Here is a 20,643-nt window from a genome sequence, read left to right as displayed (position 1 = left end):
TATTATTATCTAAATTTTTTTTAAGCAGATGGGACTATGATAAGCAAACAACTTAGGGAATTTGAGCTATTGAATACAACCACTCAAAGCATTCATGAACTGAATGACTTGAAAGTTCTGATAATCTTAAAGGATGGGTCTAACTTAACCCGTTGGGAATATGTGGACAATAAGGAGGATATTATCTACATAAGTGAGGATCTCTTCGGTAAAACGAATTTGGCCAACAGGTATGAGGGACTTGTCAATCTTAAGGCTATCATCGCATTCGGTTTCGGTGCCGTTGAGAACATGGAAGGCATGTTCAGGGGATGCGAATCCCTCGCAGATATCACTTCCCTGAAGTCATGGGATGTCTCACAGGTAACAAGCATGGCCGGAATGTTTGACGGATGCGCTTCCCTGGAGGATATTTCCGCACTGGAGGAGTGGAACGTTTCCAGCCTGACATCAATGGCCAACATGTTCAGATACTGCTCATCCCTTGAAGACGTTTCAGCCCTTAAGGATTGGGACGTGTCAAATGTCACTGACATGCACTACATATTCTCAGAATGCTATTCCCTGAAGGATATTTCAGGCCTTAAGAAATGGGATGTGGGCAATGTAAGGGACATGGCGTGCATATTCGATTTTTGCGAGTCAATTACCGACATCTCCGCACTTAAAAATTGGGATTTATCAAGCGTATTTAATATAACCGCAATGTTCAGGGGCTGCGAATCACTCAAAAAGATTTCCGCCCTTAAAAATTGGGACCTGTCCGAAATGACTGAAAATTCAAGTCTGCTTTCATTATTCAACAACTGTTCATCACTTGAAGACATTTCCGCCCTGAAAAACTGGGATGTCTCCAATATAACCAGAATGGCAGGGCTTTTCGACGGCTGCAGTTCCATAAAAAGTGTTTCCGCCCTTAAAAACTGGGACGTTTCAAATGTCACATCTCTTGAAAGGGTGTTTGCGGACTGCAGAAGCCTGACTGACATTTCAGCAATGTCCAAATGGGACATTTCAAAAACTGAAAACATGCTTGAAATGTTTTGCGGATGCGAGTCTCTCGAGGATGCCTCCGCATTGGCTGAATGGGACCTGTCAAACGTTATAGCTATGGACGACCTCTTCAATGGCTGCGCGATGCTGACAAACATTTCCGGTTTGAAGGATTGGGACATATCAAAAATCACAAGGCTGACAGGATTGTTTAAGGACTGCAGCAGCCTGAAGGACATTTCACCTTTATGTGAATGGGACGTCTCCAAAATTGATTCTCTTGAGGAGATGTTTGACGGATGCGAAGAGCTCGAAGACATATCCCCATTGAAAAAATGGAACGTTGTCAATGTTGACAACATAAACAGGATGTTCAAGGACTGCAAAGGCCTGAGCGATGCTGGAAAGCTTGACTTCTGGACTCTTAACATTAACTATGCCGAAGATGTATTTGAAGGATGTGAAAACATTGAAAAGTATCCTGTATGGTATAGGGAAGGGGTGTTTACCGGAATAAGTCCGTATCTTAAGGAATTCAACAGGCTGAACATAACCACAGACAACATTTTCGATTTGGGCGAGCATGACGTTTTAATCATATTGAAGGACGGAACCAACCTCACAAGCTGGAGCAAGGTGGAAAACAGGCATGACGTGATTTATGTCAATGAGGACTTGTCCGGCAAAACAGATTTAAGCGAAAGGTACGGCGATTTGAGGTCCCTTAAAGCTATTTTCGCATTCGGCGTTGATAAGGCTGAAAAGATGATTGGAATGTTTACAAAATGCGAATCCCTGGTTGACATTTCATTTTTAAAGCTGTGGGATGTAAGCAATGTCCGTGAAATGAACTTCATGTTCCACGGATGCAAGTATATGACTGACTTTTCACCGATATCAGACTGGAACGTGTCCAATGTGGAAAACATGAACGGAATGTTTCTGGGATGCCTGTCACTTTATGACATTTCACCGTTAGCAGGGTGGGATGTTTCCAGTCTGAAATACATGAGGGCAATGTTCTGGAATTGCATATCCCTTGCAAATGTATTTTATATGAAAAATTGGAATGTTTCCAAAGTGGAAAATATGAACGGCGTATTTTTCGGCTGCATAGCTTTAAAAAACATATCTGCTTTATCCGAATGGGATGTGAGCAGTGTCACAAACCTTTCAGGAATGTTTGAACATGCAAGACAACTCACAGACATTTCTCCTCTGGCCAACTGGACAGTAAGCAATGTCACAGCAATTGATCACATGTTTTTCGACTGCCCTGCATTGGTTGATGCTTCACCTTTAAATGGTTGGAATATCAACAACATTGAAGACGCCGAACTGATTTTTGGCGGATGTGAAGCACTGCAAAAAACACCCGCATGGTTCAATGATGTGGCCCTTAGACGTAAAAGCGTTCCGCAAGAGGACGTTGAGGAAAATTCCGAGGAAGATGCTTCAGATGACGCCGGCGAAGAGTCTGAAGAGTAATCTATCCTATTTACTTTTTTTTTCAAAAACTTCACGGCACTGACATAGACGATAGATAATATTTTAAGTCATGTGAAATATACAGTTAGTGTAGTTGATATTGTAAAATCAGTTTAAAATTTTAAAGTATAAAAAAGGTTGAATGACATGTCTGAGTTAAAATATATGGATTTATCATTGGATGAAATCCTAAAAAATCTTAATAGAACAAAATTAGTTTTAGAAAATCAGGAAGAAGCTATCTGCAAGTTTAGAGATATAATATTGACAGCTTCAAATAAACGCACATCTAAAGAAAGAAAAACAACAATTTTCCTTGCCGGTGCGGGCAGATCAGGGTTTGTTGCAAAATCATTTGCAATGAGGCTTATGCATTTGGGATTTTATGTTTATGTGTTCAATGAAACAATCGCTCCTCCGGTACAGGACGGGGACATCATTATCATCATTTCAAAATCAGGAAAATCCAATTCAATCACTCAGATTGTTGAAGATTCCAATATAGACAATGTTAAATTCCTTGCTGTTTGCGGAAATACCGAATCAGAACTTGCTCAGAAATCCGATGCAAGAATCGTAATAGATTCCCTGCCTCAGATGCTTGTAAACCTTGAGGATTCAGACATTGAAAGGTTCATTGAATTTTTACCTAAGACAATCATGAATTTTGAAAAGACCGACGAGGTTAAACGTCAGCTTGATGAGCTTCCAAGGAAAAATATTGACATGGCCGATAAGAAAATCATGGCTCAGATGTATAGTCTGCCTCATGAAATCTATGCAATCAGTAATATCTACCGTCCATTGGAATTGATTTTGATGGGAACAGCTTTTGAAATCTCAGCATTGGTATTGCTTGACGCATTGATAGTTGAGCTGATGGACAAGTTAAACTTACGTGAAAAAGACTTGAAAGCGTATCATGATGTTTTAAGCAGTGCAATTTAAATGAATAGTATTCTATTCATTTTCATAATTTTTTTTGAAAAATCTATTTGAGTATATAGTTTTTAATACTTGTTTTTATAAATATTAAAATATGGGTAAAATTAATTACATGGAAACCGGTAGGCTTGAAGCATTTTATGATGCAATCATTGCAATTATAGTGACAGTTCTTGTTTTGGAACTTCCCCAACCTGCATCTGCATCCCTGGCTTCAATATGGGCAATTAAAACGTCCTATTTTGCTTATCTTATTAGTTTTTTAGTTTGTACAAATCTATGGCAGTATCACCATCTGATTTATCAGCATGTGGATAAAATCAATGCAAAGATCATATGGTTGAATATATTACTGATGCTGATTGTATCAGTAGTGCCTTATCTGACCATATTTGTTGCAAACAATCCGTTTTCATTCCTTACACAGGTTCTCTATGGTGTTGACTTTCTTTTAATCAATGTCATTCTATACGTAATGGCGCAGTCACTGATTAAAATGAATCCTGACCAAGAGTTCCTCAAAGAGGCACTTGATGTAAAAAATTCCATTATAATTCCTACAGCATTATTTGTTGTGGGTTTGGTTGGCGCATTCTTAGGCCATCCAATTTTAATAAGCGTATGTGTCCTGATTACAATCGTGAGGTCAATATTATATTCATTAAGATAATTTAGATGATAAAATGCTGGGAATAACTTCAGAATTGTTAATTCACTTTTCAATTGAAATGGTAATATTTTTAGTTGTGATAGCTATTGGAATTTATATCGTAAAGACAGTTCAAAATAGCTCTCATAAAGCTTTAAACCCTCAGGAATATCTTCCTGAAGAGGAAATTCAAACATTGAAACAGGTTTTCTATCTGATAATGATGGCGCTGTTTTTCGTTGATTTCGTATATTCGTTCATAGTGTTGGATGCGGAGATATTTTATCTTACTGTATTTGACGTTGCACTATGTTTGTTTGCTGTAATTTTATTGGATAAGGAATCCTGGAAAGATAAATTAATTGTCTTTTTCCTGTTGCCGTTCGGATCATTAAGCTATTTATTGTTCGGCAGTTCATTCCTGTTCCTATTTGATTTAATTCATATTCCAGTTTTGCTTTATGTTATCATCGTATACTTCAGGAAATTCAGGGAGTATACAGAAAGCAACGGTTTGGGCTTTACAATCATTCTTTTGTTTGTAATAATATTCGCCAGTTTCATATTGACCATGGGCGTTGAAAATCAGGACCCTTTGAATTCACTGGTAATGGTTTCCAATGCATTTACCAGTAACGGTTATGCGGTTCTGGGAAATAGTGTTGTTGGAAAACTCAACAGTCTCCTCTTAGTTTGGGGAGGTTATGTCATATCAGGTGCAGGTACTGCAACATTGACTACAGCTATATTGCTTAGATACTTTAACAAACGTATTAAAAGACTTGAAGAACTGATTGATGACGGGGAGGTGGAACAATGAATCTCGCTTTTGAAATAGTGATTTTTATCGTAGAGCTTCTGGCAATCATAGGCATATTTGCCGTGATAATGAAGGTTGTTAAATTCGCATACAATAAGATAACTTCAAATCCTCGCATAATGTCTCACAAGCTTTTAAATCCTAAGGAATATCTTCCGGAGGAGGAAATTACCACTTTAAATCAGGTATTTTACCTTGCAATGATAGTGTGTTTTATTGTGAATATTTTATATTCTCTCTTCAATTGGGGAAGCAGTGTGGATAATCTTGCATTCTTTGACATTTTCATTTCCATAATTGTTGCAATGGATATTGCCTGGGAAGGCCGTAAAAATAAGTGGCTGCTGCTGCTTTTAGTTCCTGTTGGTTCACTTAACTATTTGCTTTTTTCAAGCATAGCCTTGGGTCTTGTTGAAATATTCCACCAGGCAGTCTTTATATACTTCATTAAGGTTTACTTTGAAAAATTCCTGAAATACACCCAAACAAACAGTTTGGGGATAACTATAATGCTTTTGTTCTCTATAATTTTCATCAGCTTTTTAATAACTATGCCTGTTGAAAATGTCAGTCCTTTAAACTCATTGGAAATGGTTTCAAATGCTTTTACAAGTAATGGTTATGCTATTTTAGGTGAATCAACTGTTGGTAAGCTCAATGCTATAGTTCTGGTTTGGGCGGGTTTCATATTGTCCGGTGTCGGTACTGCAACCCTGACGGTCGCTATCATCAAAAGGCACCTGAACAGTAAATTTGATGATTTGGAAGATAAGATTAAAAAGAATAAGAAAAATTAATTAATTATTCTTTTTGCAAATTCCTGGACATTTTTCAAATCATTGTCGTCAGGTTTTCCTCTGTGGACGAACTTGAATGCTCCTCTGCAGTGGAATTCATCTTCACTCATTTTCAATCCTTTTGCTTCAACTTCATTTTTAACCTGTTTGTAGGTTGACTCAATCAGTGCCGCTGATGAGAAATTGACGACCTCGCCGACATTAACGTTGATGTTTTTGATGAAATCCTTGATTTTTTTATCAATTCCAGCCGCATATACAGCGCTTCCTAAAAATAAGATATCAACGTCTTCGGTCAATGGTTCATCTACTGTTTTTGCTTCAACGTCAATTGCACTGGATATCGCTTCTGCAAGTTTTTTTGTATTTCCAGTTTTTGTGTAGTATCTAATTGCAATTTTCATTTTATAACACCTTTTATTAAATATTATTTTATTTTATATAAATATTTTTTAAAATTCAAGGCTTTCAAGGACTTCTGGAATCAATATTTTACAGTTTTTTACCAGTTTATTCAATTCTTCAGGATCTTGTGCAATTGACGGAAAGGAATTGTAGTGCATTGGAATCACATATTCCGGATTAATCCACTCACTGGCCACTGCCGCTTCCCTGATGTCCATGGTAAATATGTTTCCGATAGGAAGAATGGCAATGTCAGGCTTGTATATGTCTCCGATAACGAATTTCATGTCACTGAAAAGCCCGGTGTCGCCTGCATGGAATACTTTAATGTCATCATCGAATGTTAAAAGAAAGCTTCCTGGATTTCCGGCATATTTTGTGTCAATTTCAAAGTCAAATGTGGATGTGTGCTCAGCTTTAAGCATTCTAATTTCAACATCTCCAACTTTGACAAATGCTCCATAGTTTATTCCTATAGCATTGACACCTTTTCTTTGCAGGTAAATGGATATTTCGTAATTTGTGATTACAACCAGATTGGGGTTCATTCTGGCAATTTCAATGACGTCCCCGAAATGATCCGCGTGGCCGTGGGTGATGCAGACAACATCAGGGTGAACTTCACTGACATTAAGGGGGCATGCGGGATTTGCCTGTATGAATGGGTCAACTAAAATGTTCAAGCCACTGTCTGATATCATTTCAAAAGCGGAATGGCCCAGCCATCTGAGTTTCATATCTTACATACTCCGTCAGCGCAGTTGTCGGCTTCCTTGTCTTCCACTTCACTTTCTGCAATGATTTGTGCCAATACGCTTTTAAAATCATTGTATGATAATGCGCCCGGAACTGAGTATTTTCCGTCAAACAAGTAAAACGGAACTGCATGAATTCCTCCTGAAAGTGCAATGCCCTCATCTTTTTCAACATCATCATTATATAAATCGCCGTTTAGGACTTCTGCAATGTCATCTTTGCCCAATCCCGCTTCAAGTGCAATTTTTAAAAGCACATCATGGTCAGCCAGTTTCTCATTTTCAACAAAATATCCGTCAAAAAGCAGTGTAGAGAGTGTTTCAACGCTTTCAGGATATTTATTCTGTGCCAGTTTCATCAGCCTGTGTGCGTCACGGGTGTTGGTGTATAATGTTGTTTCATACTTGAAATCAATTCCCTCTTCAATTCCCAGGCTTGAAATCTGTGCAACCTGTTTTTCAGCATCCTCCATGGATAAGCCATATTTGAGGGCAAATCTCTCAACGGTGGTTGACTGAACGTCTTCAGGTGCATTCTGGTCAAGTTCAAATGCGCGGATATCAAATTCCACATCCAAATCCAAATCTTTTATAGCTCTTTTCAAACGGGTGTTGCCTATATAACAATATGGGCATGCAAAGTCGCTCCAATATGTAATTTTCATTTAAATACCTCAAAGAAATATTTAAAAGATTTGATTAATAAATAATAAAGTAATTACAAAATTACTTGCTTGATAATATGGTTGAAAATAACATTTGCCCAATCGGAAACACTCTGGATGTATTTAACAGGAAATGGATTTTTTGCATAATGTCCAATATCTACAATGGAAAGACACACTTCAATGAGTTCAAACAGATGAATCCTACAATAAGCAATCATGTCCTTGCCCAAACCCTGAAGTATATGGAGGAACAGGGCATGGTAATAAAGACTGTAACTGATGAAGTTCACAATAAAACCGAATATTCCCTAACTGAAAAGGGTTTGAAAACTAATAAGATACTCTATGAGATAACCTCCTATTTTTTCAATGAGTTGGATGATACACGAACAGAAGAGGAAAAGGAAAGTCTTTTAAAAGAGTATCGCGAAGTGTATGGCATCAAGTAAGTTCAGAATTACTTATTTCTTTTTATACTATTTTTGACTAATTACTTTTCATGAAAACAATATTTGATAAATGTAAATTAGGGGATTTGGAACTCAACAGCCGGATAATCAGAACCGGCCTTTGGGAATCACAGCAGACAGATCTTGATGCAATATATAACAGATATGAAAGGATAGCATCAAGCGGAGTTGGCCTTATCACTTCAGAGCTTTATTCAATCTATTCGAAAGACAAGTTCATAGAGCATTCATTCAGAATGGACAGCTTGAATTTCATGACAATGGCAAGAAAACTTGCTGAAATCACACACAGCTACGGCGTTCCCATTCTTGGACAGGTCGAATTCATTAAATACAATCGAGGAATTGATCTTGACATTCCGGTAAATGACCTGACAGTGGATGACATAAGAAGGATACAGTCAGACGTCATTGAAGCCGCCCAGAAGCTTGAGTATGCTGGCTTTGACGGCATTCAGCTGTCTGTTGGAAACAATTTCTTTTTGTCAAAATTCATCAATCCCTATTATAATCAGCGTGAAGACGATTACGGAGGCAATGTCTTCAACCGAATGAGAATGCTGCTGGAACTCATCAAGGTGATGAAGGACAATCTTGACCTGCACGTTTCAGTAAAGGTCAATTCATTTGATGAGAGAAAGGACGGTTTCGATTCACAAGAAAGCCTTGAGGCATGCAAGCTTCTTGAAAAGGTGGGCGTTGATTCAATTCAGGTAACAAGACCGCTCTCACCACTGTACTTCACAAAAAAACTGTCCGCAGAAGGCGAGCTCATTGACTACACTACTGAGCTGATAGATTCTGTTGACGTTCCGGTAATTGTCGGAGGCGGATTCAACAATATGAACCATATGAATGAGCTTTTAAACAGCACCAACATCGAGTACATGTCAATGTACAGACCGTTTGTCTGTGAAAATGACTTTCTGAAAAATTGGAAAAATGGAAGCTGTGACGAGTCAAGATGTCTTATGTGCAACAACTGCTACAGGACCAAAAAGAGCACATGCTATCATTTTTAGGATAGTAGTAAATACTGCCTTTTTGAAATATAATACTTATGCAGACCAATGACAATATAGAATCAATCATGGGCAATCCCAGAAAGGCCATCAACAGGCTGGCCTTTCCAACTATCCTTTCAATGCTTCTGATGTTTTTGAACAACTTGATTGACAGTTTCTGGGTTGCAGGCATTAACGCCGATGCCCTTGCCGCTCTGGGATTCATTTCACCCTTGTATCTGGTCATCATTGGTCTTGGAAATGGAATCAGCGCAGGTTCAAACTCGCTGATATCAAGGTATGTCGGAGCCTCAAGATTCGAGGATGCAAATAATGCTGTTGTACACTCATTTATCCTGATGGTTATCGTATCAGTTATTGTTTTAATTGTAGGGATTTTCTTTTTGGATGACTTGGTAATTCTTTTGGGTGCCGGGTCTGTCAAGTCATATTGCCTAAGCTATGGAACTGTTATATTCTTATTGAATATTGTGTTTTTGGCACCCAACGTTACTGCAAGCGTCTTCAGGGCGGAAGGTGATGTTGCCCGTGCAACCAATCCACTAATTCTTACTGCCGTTTTAAACATGATTATTGATCCTATACTGATTTATGGCCTGGACTTGGGAATATTTGGAGCGGGCCTTGCAACGGTGGTAGCATCATTTATAGGATGGATATGGATGCTCTACTGGATTTACGTTAAAAGGGATACATTTTTCAAGTTCAAGTTCAGCTATTACAAACGCAAAATGGAAATATACAAAGAAATTCTGGTCGTTTCACTTCCGGCTGGAACCGAAGAGATTATATTTGCACTGGTTGCAATCATTTTAAACTACCTGATTATAAGCACTGCGGGCGTGAGTGAGGTCGCTTCATTTACAATTGCCTGGAGATTCATTTGCATTGCCTTTTTGCCGTGCATGGCAATAGGAATAGCCACAATAACTGTTTCAGGCGTTGCATATGGTGCCCGTAACTGGCCGAACTTCGATGAGACCATAAAATATTCGGCACTGTTGGGTCTTGCAATCACTCTTCTGATTTGTGCAGTATTCTTTGTATTTGCCTATCCCTTATGTGAAATTTTCAATTTTCAGGCCGGAAACATGGCGCTGGTTGTGAGGTCTGCTGAAATATTGCAGCTGCTGGTGTTCTATAACTGTCTGATTTCTTTTGGTGCAACTGCAGCCTATACATATCAGGGTGTGGGTTCAGGCTTCAAGTCACTGGCATTGACAGTCCTGAGGGAACTTGTGCTAAGTATGGCATTTGCATATGTTATGGGAATTGTCCTGAATATGGGAGTCTTTGGAGTTTATCTCGGAGCAATCATCGGGATGAACATAGGATCTATTGTTGGTTTTGTTTTCATTTGGATTTTCAATCTAAGATTTAAACATGAATGTCTCACCTAAAGTATTACTTTTTTTATTAATTTAGGGCTTTTTGTATTACTTTAAGATAGTATTACTTTTTATTATTATATTTAAATATGGATTATTACTATTAATAAGTTTGAACAATTGTTATTACTATTTAGGTAATTTAAAGCGATTTAGTATTACTTTTTTTAGAAAATTTTATATTATTAATTATTACAAATTTATTAATTGTAGTAATAATTTTATTAAATATTATACTACGAAGTGATTTAAATGAAATTTTCTAGAAATAAACAGACAATTCTTTTTATAATTCTAATATTGCTATCCTTTTGTTTTGTAACGCAGACAGTGTTTGCCGAATCAAATGACACTGTGGCGACAGGTGAAAGTGACAGAGATATTGTTGAAATTCAAATCGAGGAGTCTGTAGACTCTAATAAGATTTCAATTGATAATTCATATGAGGATTTATCAAATTCTCAAAATACTACTTTATTTATAATCAGTGATAATCCTGGAACGAATATTCTTGACAAGGCCAGCTTGGAACTTGATGCAGAAAAAAAGCTTCAAAATGTGAATTTGGTTATAAGAAACGGTAATCAAATTAAAACAATGGATGAAAGTGAACTGACATATTTGCTTTCTAGCTGTGATGCTTTTGTTGGTGAATGGGTCAGCAATGATGTTGATTCAGTTTTAACAAGCATTCTTTCAAAGAATCCTGACTTGTCCAACAAAAAACTGTTTTTAATTTTGGAACCTCCTTCAGGTAACTTAAATTCAGATTCAAGTTCAATAAAACTGATTAGAAACAATACCTTGAATTACAATAAGTTATTTACTGCAATCCCAAATGAAGAATTAATCAAATATTTCAAAAACACAAAAAGGGGACTCTCTTATTCCAATGTTTACAATTTTTTGACAGGTGATGCAAAAGATTTCAACTCCTTTTTCAATAAATTAGTTCTTTATAAGGATTTAAATGACAAGGATAATTTAAAAAATCAGATTTTGTGCATTTTAAATTATTTAGGCTTTGATGTCGAGTTTGAAAATCCTACATTCACCGGTTCAAAGACCTACGGAATCTACAGGGACAGATGGTACTCCCTTGATGAGTATATCGCCACTTTTTTCAATCCCAACTTTAACAGAACTGTTGGGGTGTTGGAAAGTACAATGTATATTGAATCACAGCAATTGCACACCTGTTATTCAATAATAGAGTCTTTGGAATCCAGAGGATATAATGTCATACCTGTTTTTGCCGCTGGAGGTTCTTCCGACCAGCTTAAAGTAATGGTTGAATCATGGACAAGTGCGGGTTCAGACATTTCAGGATTTTTGGCAAATTCATCTGCATATGACATTTACATTGATGCTATTGTTTCTATGGTTGCTTATGGTGTTGGTGGTGAAAACTTCACAAAAGCCACAGACTTTTTTGAGCAAGCCGGAGTTCCCGTTTTCAGGGCGGTGCACTCTGATTATGTTTCAAACGAGCAGTGGGAACTGGGTTCAACAGGTTTGACAACTGAGAGAAGCGACAAGTGGTGGCACATAACCATCGCAGAGACTCAGGGAATAATCGATGCCACATTCATTGGTGGCGCTTCAAGCTATATTTCAAATTTAACTGGAGCAGAAATAACAACTTATATTGCCCACAAGGGAAACATTGAACTTCTAGCCGATAGAATCGATTCATGGGTAGATTTAAAATACACACTAAACGAAGATAAATTGATTTCCATAATTTATTACAATTATCCTCCTGGAAAACAGAATATCGGCTCAAGTTATCTTGATACTATAAAAAGTATCTATAATATGCTTTACACCTTAAAGGATGCAGGATATGATGTTGGCCAACTGCCTGAAAACGTATCAGAGCTTGAAAATCTGATTATCTCATGCGGTATAAATGTAGCTAACTGGGCTCCCGGTGAGCTTGCAAAGCTGGCTAACCGTTCTGAAGTGACCTTGCTTCCGGTAAAGGAATATACTTCATGGTTCAACTCACTGGATGATATTGTAAAAATACAGGTAACCAACGGGACTGTGGCATATATCGGAGAGTTGACAAAAAGGGCTGTTGAGCTGAACTATACCAAAACCATATCCGATACCATTGATGACTGGTATAATCAGGTTGTTTCACTATTGCCTGACGATAAGGCGTCCGAGGCAAAGAAAGTTCTGGAAAATATTGTTTTGAGCTTGAAAAATTATGCAAAAACACAGTCTATAGATTATTACAATTTATATTTAAAGTACTATGATGAATTTAAGAATTTAAACATTTCCGGATTGAACGGTTGGGGTGAAGCTCCCGGAAACGTGATGGTGATCAATAAAAATGGAACTGACTACTTTGTCATTCCGGGTTTGACCTTTGGAAATGTTTTCATAGCTCCTGAACCTCAAAGGGGATGGGAATCTGATATTGAAAACCTATACCACTGTACAGCTGTCGCTCCAACTCACCAGTACCTGGCGGCTTATTACTATATGCAGACAACACATCCAAATGCAATGGTCTTTGTGGGAAGACATGCAACTCACGAATGGTTGCCTGGAAAGGAGATACTCCTGTCTGCAACTGATTACGGTTCAGTTGTAGTTGGAGATGTTCCTCAGTTGTATTTCTATATTGCTGACGGTTTGGCTGAAGCAATACAAGCAAAAAGAAGAGGTTTTGCCGTGATAATTTCTCATCTTACCTCTCCAATGTCCTACACTCATCTGTATGGAAATCTTACAGCTATGGCCAATATGATAAATGACTATCAAAATGCCAAAAGCAGTTCTGAAAAATCTAAAATAGAATCACAATTAAGGGACCTGATAACTTCAAATGACTATTCAACAAATCTGGGATTGAATAAAAGTGATATAAGAAGCATTTCAATCGATTCACTTATAGATAAAGTAAATGCATTTTTAGTCTCAACACAGGATACATTGTACCCATTAGGTTTGCATGCATTGGGTGACCCTTGGACTGAGCAGGACCTGGCAAGTACTGTTTCAGCAATGCTTTCAAAAGATTATGTTTTAGAAAACAATCAGGGAATAATTAATTTATTTGATGAGCTATCTGATGCATATTTCTCAAAAGATTATGCTGAACTGACAGCATTTGAAAGGGAATTTATCCTGAATAAATCATATGATATAGTTCGTGCTTTAATTTATTGGGATGTCAATGATGTAGCGCAAATAATTAGCTCTGAAAATGCCAAACTCAACAGTTCAAATGTCGTTGCATGCCTTAAATTGGCTAAGGAATACATTGGACTTATCAATCAGAGCATTTCATCCGAGTTAAATTCAATGCTTGACGGATTGAATGGACGTTATATTCCTGTTGGTGAAGGTGGGGAAATAGTTGTAAAGCCAGCTATTCTTCCAACCGGTGGAAACATGTTCCAGGACCAATCTTCAGAACTTCCAACTCAGGAAGCATGGGAATACGGTAAGACTCTTGCACTTTTAACATTATCCGGCCTTAATGACACTACTGAAAAAGTCATCATGGGAATCTGGTGTGTCGAAACAGCAAGGGATGATGGAGCATTGGTTTCCAGTGTATTATATCTGCTTGGAATGAAACCGGTATGGACAGATTCCTCAAGTGCGGGCTATGATGATGAGGGAAACCCTACAGGTAAAAAGGTTGGGGCTATGCCCGAAGTCATAAAACTTGATGATTTAACACGTCCTGAAGGATGGGATAAAAAAAGAATAGATGTAACTGTAATTACCAGTGGACTGTTCAGGGATTTATACTCATCTCAGTCAATATTGATGGACAATGCGTATAGGGTTGCCCTTGCAAGATCTTATTTCACATTAATCAATGACAAATCATTGGATGATGATTTGAAACAGGCTTTGGAAGGTGTCATGCAGACAATCAATTATTATGGTGTTTCAAATGAACCTTTGGATTCAAATTATGTTGCACAGCACTGGATTGAAGACTGCCAATATTATATGGGTATAGGATATAATGCAAGTTATGCCGGGGAATGTGCAATAACACGTATCTTTGCTCCTCCAAATGGAGATTACGGTGCAGGAATATCAAAATTGGTGTCAATGTCATGGACATGGAACGACACTGATGAGTTGGCACAGTTCTACCTGGGCAGAATGGGTAACATGTACTCCAAAAACTATTGGGGAGATACAAATCCTTTGGTCTTCATAAGAGCACTTTCAAACTCAGATACAATTGTTACAAGCCGTAACACTAATCAATATGGAGTATTAGATAATGATGACTTCTTTGATTATTGGGGAGGCTTGTCAATGGCTGTAGAAAATGTTTCAGGCAAAACACCAAAAATGAACGTGTTGATGTATTCGGACAAGGACAATGCATATATCTCATCTCTTGAAGAAGTTATGTATCGTGAGATAGCTGCAAGATATGACAATCCGAACTGGATTTCCGGAATGATGAAGGAAGGGTACAGCGGAGCCCGTTACATGTCAAACAAATTTGTCAGCAATTTATATGGATGGCAAGTAACAAGGCCGTCTTCAGTTTCTGATGACCTGTGGAACCGTGTTTACAATACATATTACAAGGACAAATATGGTCTTGGAGTTAAAGACTGGCTGATGAGCGGAAACAATGCATATTCATTAATCTCCATGAGCGGTACAATGCTGACTTCCATCCATGAAGGTTACTGGAATGCTGACAAGGCGACAGTAAGTGATATTGCAAATACCTGGGCTCAGGCAACAGTCAAAAACGGTGTTGCATGTTGTGACTGCAGTTGCGGTAATATTGCAATGATGGAATGGGCAGTGCAATATGTTAATCCGGACATACTTGCCCAATTGTTGCCGAAACTTTATGACGCAACTCAAAATCCGGTATTTTTAAACAATACCAACAGCGTTCCTCCAGAAAATACTGACCCTTCAAATGTCGATCCTTCCACTCCTAATCCGACTGAAGGTTCAACATCTTCAAACACAATTTCATCCAACTCAACTACCAACAGCAATCAGTTTTCACACTCTTCTTCAGCTTCAAATGGTCAATCCGTTTCAGCTGCCGGTGAAAGTGCATCACAAGGTGAAGTAGGAGGAGCTTCCTCACAGGGTGCAGATGTTAAAAAATCCATTGAGATAAATCCTGTTACCCAGCAATCCGCAAGTGAAGTTGGTATGAGTTTATTGGCCGTATTGGGAGTAATCTGTTTAATTCTGATAATTGGAGTCGGATACTTTAGAGATAAAGACGAAGATAAAAAATCAAGCAATTTAGATGAACTATTCAATCAAAAATTATAGTTCATTTTTTATTTTATTTTTAAAAGAGGGAATGAAAATGGAAGTAATAAATTTGTTATGGCAGCTGGGAATATTGTCCGCTGTTTTAATATTTGGAATAAAATTGGGCCTTGCCACAGGCCTTGCCAACATGTCCAAAAGATATTTGGCAATGGTTTCGATAGGTTATGGTGGCGGAGTATTGATATTGACAGAGATTTCTTCATTCTACACAGCCCAGATTACCGATTTGATATATACATATAATTTTGAATTCTTTTTGATAATGGCAGTCATAATGATTCTTGCCGGAATATTTACAATTCGCGAATATAAGGTCTTTGAGAAAAACACTACTGCAGCTACATGTATGGCGGTTGTTGCTCCATGTCCGTGCTGTTTCGGTTCAATCATTGTGAGCATAATGCTGGTTGCGCCTACTGTAGGTCTGGGTCTTATGAATTTAAGCGTTATTGTAGCAGCCGCATTGGTTTTGACAATCATTCTAACTTACTTTGCTTCAAACTATCTGGTTCAATTCATTAAAAAGCCATATCCGATAGTTTTAGGAAACTTCATGTTCTTTTTGGGAGTATATTTCCTTTTGTCCGCATTGTTCCTGCCGAATATAACTGCACTGATCCAAAACCCGATGGATGCAATATCTATCCAATCTCCTGAATATATTCTGGCGGTATTGGGTTTGATGCTGATGATAATGTTTTTAGGCGGATTTTACTTCAAGAACAACAGTTATCTGGATTAGTGGTGATTATATATGGTGACAACAGTTCCTGGAAGTGAAATCTTAACCTCCGGATTGAACATGATTGCACAGAGCCTGCAGATTCCTGTAATCATATTTCTTGTAATCTTTGCATTCTTTGCAATTGTAACACTGGGCAGTCTGGTGGCTGAGTATACGTCAAGAAAAAAGATAACTCCGGATGCCCTGGAGAAATTAATCTATTCCATTTCAAATGCAACATCATCTGAAGCATTGATGGACGTGATTAAAAATGCAAGGCTTTATGAAAATCAGAAGGTCATTCTGGTAAAAATATTGCGTGCTGATTCCCTAACATCAGATACACGTGAAACTTTGGCCAGAAAACTGGTGGAATTTGAAGAGACAAAGCTTGGAAAAACTATTGAGAGAACAGATATCGTAACCCGTATCGGACCTACACTGGGTTTGATGGGTACATTGATACCGATGGGTCCGGGTCTTGCGGCATTGGGTGCAGGAGACGTGAATACGTTGGCAAACGCAATCATCGTTGCATTCGATACAACAGTTGTCGGTATTGGTGCGGGTGCTGTCGGTTATTTTGTCTCAAAAATCAGACGCAGATGGTATGAAGAGGACCTGTCAAATCTTGATGCTCTTTGTGATGCGCTGCTTGACAAGTTAAAACACTGATGTGGAGTTTTGATTATGGTCAGGAGAAAGTGCAAGAAAAGATTTTCAGAGGGTGAAGAGGACCCTATGGCTGGGACTTCAAATCTTGTCGATGCAATGCTTGTTATAGCGGTCGGCTTTTTGATATTTGTTGTAATCAGCTGGAATATGCAAAGTGTTGTTTTTCAGGATACATCTCATGAACAGTCACAGGCAGTTCAGCAGTCACCTGCCAACATAACTGAAGTTACTGAAGGCCAGGTATTGAATGAAACTCCAGAATCCTCTCAAAGCTCAGGTCAGGGCTACATGGAAATGGGTAAAGTGTATAAGGATCCGTCGACGGGCAAGCTGATAATGGTTGAAGGATAATATATATCTTTTATAAAGTATTACTTTTTATTTTTCATTACTTCTAATTTTTATTACTTTTTTTTAATTTTTTCATTGTTTTGTATTACGTTTTGGCGAAAGTAATACTTTTCATAGCTTTATTTTAAAAATAGTAATAAGAAAATCTTTATATTAGTATTACTACTTCATTTAAAATGGGGATATTATATTATATTGGTATAATCCCTTTAAAATTAATTCATGGGATATTATGAAAAGTAAATCATTTATTTTTTTATTTGTTTTGATTTTCATGATGGTTTTCTCCCTTAGCGCTGTTTGTGCAGATGACCTACAGACAACTGATTCCGGACAGGTTTCCGGAGATGTTGATGTGGTGACTGTAAACCCATGGGCTACAAGTGGCGAACTTACATATGACATACCTGCCGATGCCAAGGACATCAAAAGTGCCGATGTTTATGTAAATGTCTATGGAGGAAGTGCTAAAAACACTCACGGAGCTAACGCAAACGTTAGTTTAAAAACCGAAAATGGTGAAAATCAAATAGCTAGTGAAGAATTGTGGATAGAAGACGGAACAACAGACGGAACTATTTATACTGTAAATAATCACACTGACAAATGTTACTCAGACTATCAAATGCATTATGACATCACAGATTCAATAAAGGGTTTGAATGGTTCTTCAATAGTTCTTAAGGTTGATACTTTCAAAATGGAAAATAAAACCTTTGACGGCAGAATAAAATTGATTGCATTGATTTTAGCTTATGATGACGGAGACAGTGACGTGATAAATTATTGGGTGGATTCTACTCAAAAATGGACAAAAACCAATATCACAACTGCTTTCGCTACAAAAGATCTGAGCAAAATCTATGCCGCTGATTTAATCAATGTCGCTCTTTCAAGTGCTGACGGAAGCTTCAAAATAAATGATGAATTGATAGGCGATGCTAAAAACCACAGTGCAGGCAATTACTATCAATACAACTGCTGGGATGTAACTGACAAGATTAAAGCGGGCCAGGATACAGAATTTGTCTCAATGAATGTTGGAACCAGTTCATATGCATCATTAAAAAATGTATTGTCCGTTTTAAAAGTAAACTCTCAAATAATGGCTGACGTATCTCTTGCTACAGAGTATTCAAATACCTGTTATGCAGGTACAAACAATACAATAACCGTTACTGCAACATCCAGTAAGGCAGGCAAATATTTAATTGAACTATTGGCTGACGGCAAAGTGGTAAACAGTAGTGAAATAGACCTTGACGGTGAAAATACAGCTACCCTCTTGTTAACCGACCCTACCATCAGGCCAATTGATGAGACAACTGTCAATGGTGCTGACAATACCAATGTGGTTTATGCAGTTAATGTTAAATTAAACGGCATTGATGTTGCAAGTGCAAACAAGACAGTTCCTGTATTGTACAACGGTAATTTGGGCAAGGACCTGGCTTATGATGCCGGCGGATTTGGTGAAGTAATTGACATTGAATTTACTGGCGGTATTGTAGTTGATACAAAATCCGAAAGCTCATATAAAAGCGGAGCTACCGGTACTACTGAAATTTGGACTGTAAACCTGGATAACAATTCCAATATCGTTAAAGGATTTATATATGTTCCTTATAACTGGTTTAATGGAAAAACCTACATTGAAAATGAAACAATGTTCAATGTAAACTTTAACAATGTAACTCTCACACCTTTTGCATTCTACAGGGATCAGTCCAACTTGGGAAGCTACGGCAAATACGGTTATGGTGTTCTGGTATATGATGTAAGCGAATTGATTTTAAACGGAAACAACACTTTCGAATTGTCCAAAATCAATCCGACCCCTACAATTTATCCAAGTACATTAATTTATGCATATGATGCTGCCGACAGTGAATTCATATACCATGCATATATTGTTAACGGTGCGGATTTACTTGCCAACTCCAACAACAATGCCGGAAGAGTTGCCGCTGCAAACTCTAAAATCGATGTCGTATCCAAGGATGTCACCGATGCTACACTTTATGTATTCGCATCAGGTGCTCAAAGCGGTGAAGGTAACATAATCGTCAACGGCAAATTGGCAGAAAACGTTTGGAACGGAACCAGTAAAACCACTGATTTATATGTTGCAAACATAACTGATGTCCTTAAAGATTCAAATGATATCTCATTTGTCGCTACCGGATCTACAATATTGGCATTACAACAGATGATTGTGACCGCTCAAAAGGCTCCTGTCAAAACAACTGTAACCGCCAAGGCATTGTCCACTACTTACAACTCTGAAAAGGCATTTACAATTACAGTTTTGGATTCTGATAAGAAACCTGTTACTGGATTGAAACTTACTTTAAAAGTATACACCGGCAAAGCCTCTAAAAACTATTATGTAACAACCAATTCCAAAGGTGTTGCAACCTTTAAAGCTGCATCAGCATTAGCTATAGGCACACATAAAGTTGAAATCACCTCCTCCAACACTGCCTATGATGTTAAAAAGACAACTTCCTCAATTAAAGTGGCTAAAGCTAAAACAACAGTTAAAGCACCAAAAGTAACTGCAAAGGTTAAAAAGACCAAATACTTTAAAGTAACAGTCAAAAATAAGGCATCCAAAAAAGTAGTTAAAGGCCTTAAGATTAAGGTAAAAGTCTACACTGGTAAAAAATACAAGACTTACACCATCAAAACCAATAAAAAGGGTGTTGCTCAGTTAAATACAAAATCCTTAAAGGTTGGTAATCATAAAGTTGTAATTTCTTCAGGTAATGCCAAATACACTGTCAGTGCTAAAAGTACAATAACAATTAAAAAATAGAGTTTCACCCTCTATTTTTTCTTTTTTTATTTTAAAAGTTTGATAATTTATTTTGATGGTTTTTGTTTCGAAACTAATTTTAACGATACTTTCTTTTCATAATTTTGAATTGTTGGAAAAACAATATAAGTTATTTTGTTTACAGTACATAAAAAAATTCACTTTCACAAATTTATATATTTTCAGCAGAATAGATGACAACAATGGATGCTCAACTCAGATATTAGAAGTTAAATAAAATTTTCTAAAAAGTTTTAATTCATTATTTTAATTAAATATGGCTGATTTATCTTGTTTTAAATGTTTTCGTCAATATTTGACTATGATAACATTTAAATACTTCTTTCTATAATCAATAATTAACT

The 20,643-nt window shown here is 37.4% G+C and carries 16 protein-coding genes; 13 read left to right on the top strand and 3 right to left on the bottom strand.

Features of this window, described 5'->3' with window-relative positions:
- The first annotated feature begins 36 nt into the window (after positions 1 to 36).
- The 5 genes from ACKI30_RS07135 to ACKI30_RS07115 all read left to right on the top strand — a co-directional run bounded on the left by ACKI30_RS07135 (position 37) and on the right by ACKI30_RS07115 (position 5,692).
- Complete coding sequence (locus tag ACKI30_RS07135; protein WP_407411150.1) at positions 37 to 2,481, top strand: BspA family leucine-rich repeat surface protein; 2,445 nt, start codon at positions 37 to 39, stop codon at positions 2,479 to 2,481.
- A 147-nt stretch (positions 2,482 to 2,628) separates the two neighbouring features.
- A complete protein-coding gene (locus ACKI30_RS07130; RefSeq protein WP_407411148.1) occupies positions 2,629 to 3,429 on the top strand; it encodes an SIS domain-containing protein in 801 nt (266 codons plus the stop codon).
- Positions 3,430 to 3,520: 91 nt separating this feature from the next.
- Positions 3,521 to 4,096, top strand: coding sequence for a TMEM175 family protein (locus ACKI30_RS07125; protein WP_407411146.1), 576 nt, complete (start codon positions 3,521 to 3,523; stop codon positions 4,094 to 4,096).
- A gap of 13 nt (positions 4,097 to 4,109) precedes the next feature.
- Entirely contained in the window at positions 4,110 to 4,895 is a 786-nt protein-coding gene (locus tag ACKI30_RS07120) for a hypothetical protein (protein WP_407411144.1), read from the top strand.
- Positions 4,892 to 5,692 carry a hypothetical protein gene (locus tag ACKI30_RS07115; protein ID WP_407411141.1) on the top strand — a complete coding sequence of 267 codons (801 nt, stop codon included), beginning with the start codon at positions 4,892 to 4,894 and terminating at the stop codon, positions 5,690 to 5,692. The genes ACKI30_RS07120 and ACKI30_RS07115 overlap by 4 nt, the downstream gene beginning before the upstream one ends.
- Here the strand turns inward: ACKI30_RS07115 and ACKI30_RS07110 are convergent.
- Genes ACKI30_RS07110 through ACKI30_RS07100 form a run of 3 tightly spaced genes read right to left on the bottom strand, consistent with a single transcriptional unit; the run spans position 5,689 to position 7,517 of the window.
- A complete protein-coding gene (locus tag ACKI30_RS07110) occupies positions 5,689 to 6,096 on the bottom strand; it encodes a flavodoxin family protein (protein WP_407411139.1) in 408 nt (135 codons plus the stop codon). The genes ACKI30_RS07115 and ACKI30_RS07110 overlap by 4 nt on opposite strands.
- Positions 6,097 to 6,144: 48 nt before the next feature.
- A complete protein-coding gene (locus tag ACKI30_RS07105; protein ID WP_407411137.1) occupies positions 6,145 to 6,834 on the bottom strand; it encodes a metal-dependent hydrolase in 690 nt (229 codons plus the stop codon).
- Positions 6,831 to 7,517, bottom strand: coding sequence for a DsbA family oxidoreductase (locus tag ACKI30_RS07100; RefSeq protein WP_407411135.1), 687 nt, complete (start codon positions 7,515 to 7,517; stop codon positions 6,831 to 6,833). The genes ACKI30_RS07105 and ACKI30_RS07100 overlap by 4 nt, the downstream gene beginning before the upstream one ends.
- Before the next feature lie 77 nt (positions 7,518 to 7,594).
- Between ACKI30_RS07100 and ACKI30_RS07095 the strand changes: the two genes are divergently transcribed.
- The 8 genes from ACKI30_RS07095 to ACKI30_RS07060 all read left to right on the top strand — a co-directional run bounded on the left by ACKI30_RS07095 (position 7,595) and on the right by ACKI30_RS07060 (position 20,278).
- Entirely contained in the window at positions 7,595 to 7,969 is a 375-nt protein-coding gene (locus ACKI30_RS07095) for a winged helix-turn-helix transcriptional regulator (RefSeq protein ID WP_407411133.1), read from the top strand.
- A 50-nt stretch (positions 7,970 to 8,019) separates the two neighbouring features.
- A complete protein-coding gene (locus ACKI30_RS07090) occupies positions 8,020 to 9,012 on the top strand; it encodes a tRNA-dihydrouridine synthase (RefSeq protein WP_407411131.1) in 993 nt (330 codons plus the stop codon).
- 38 nt (positions 9,013 to 9,050) lie between these two features.
- Positions 9,051 to 10,415 carry an MATE family efflux transporter gene (locus ACKI30_RS07085; RefSeq protein WP_407411129.1) on the top strand — a complete coding sequence of 455 codons (1,365 nt, stop codon included), beginning with the start codon at positions 9,051 to 9,053 and terminating at the stop codon, positions 10,413 to 10,415.
- Between the two features lie 240 nt (positions 10,416 to 10,655).
- Positions 10,656 to 15,707, top strand: coding sequence for a cobaltochelatase subunit CobN (locus ACKI30_RS07080; protein WP_407411127.1), 5,052 nt, complete (start codon positions 10,656 to 10,658; stop codon positions 15,705 to 15,707).
- Positions 15,708 to 15,744: 37 nt separating this feature from the next.
- Positions 15,745 to 16,452, top strand: coding sequence for a DUF2162 domain-containing protein (locus ACKI30_RS07075; RefSeq protein ID WP_407411125.1), 708 nt, complete (start codon positions 15,745 to 15,747; stop codon positions 16,450 to 16,452).
- 15 nt (positions 16,453 to 16,467) lie between these two features.
- A complete protein-coding gene (locus tag ACKI30_RS07070; RefSeq protein WP_407411191.1) occupies positions 16,468 to 17,109 on the top strand; it encodes a MotA/TolQ/ExbB proton channel family protein in 642 nt (213 codons plus the stop codon).
- A 15-nt stretch (positions 17,110 to 17,124) separates the two neighbouring features.
- Positions 17,125 to 17,460, top strand: coding sequence for a DUF2149 domain-containing protein (locus ACKI30_RS07065; RefSeq protein WP_407411123.1), 336 nt, complete (start codon positions 17,125 to 17,127; stop codon positions 17,458 to 17,460).
- 277 nt (positions 17,461 to 17,737) lie between these two features.
- Positions 17,738 to 20,278 carry a DUF3344 domain-containing protein gene (locus ACKI30_RS07060; protein ID WP_407411121.1) on the top strand — a complete coding sequence of 847 codons (2,541 nt, stop codon included), beginning with the start codon at positions 17,738 to 17,740 and terminating at the stop codon, positions 20,276 to 20,278.
- Positions 20,279 to 20,643: the final 365 nt, after the last annotated feature.

The sequence above is a fragment of the Methanobrevibacter sp. genome (genome assembly GCF_045539575.1).
Classification (GTDB): Archaea; Methanobacteriota; Methanobacteria; order Methanobacteriales; family Methanobacteriaceae; genus Methanocatella.
Note: the sequence above shows the minus strand (reverse complement) of the source record. Positions and strands in the feature narration are given on the sequence as shown.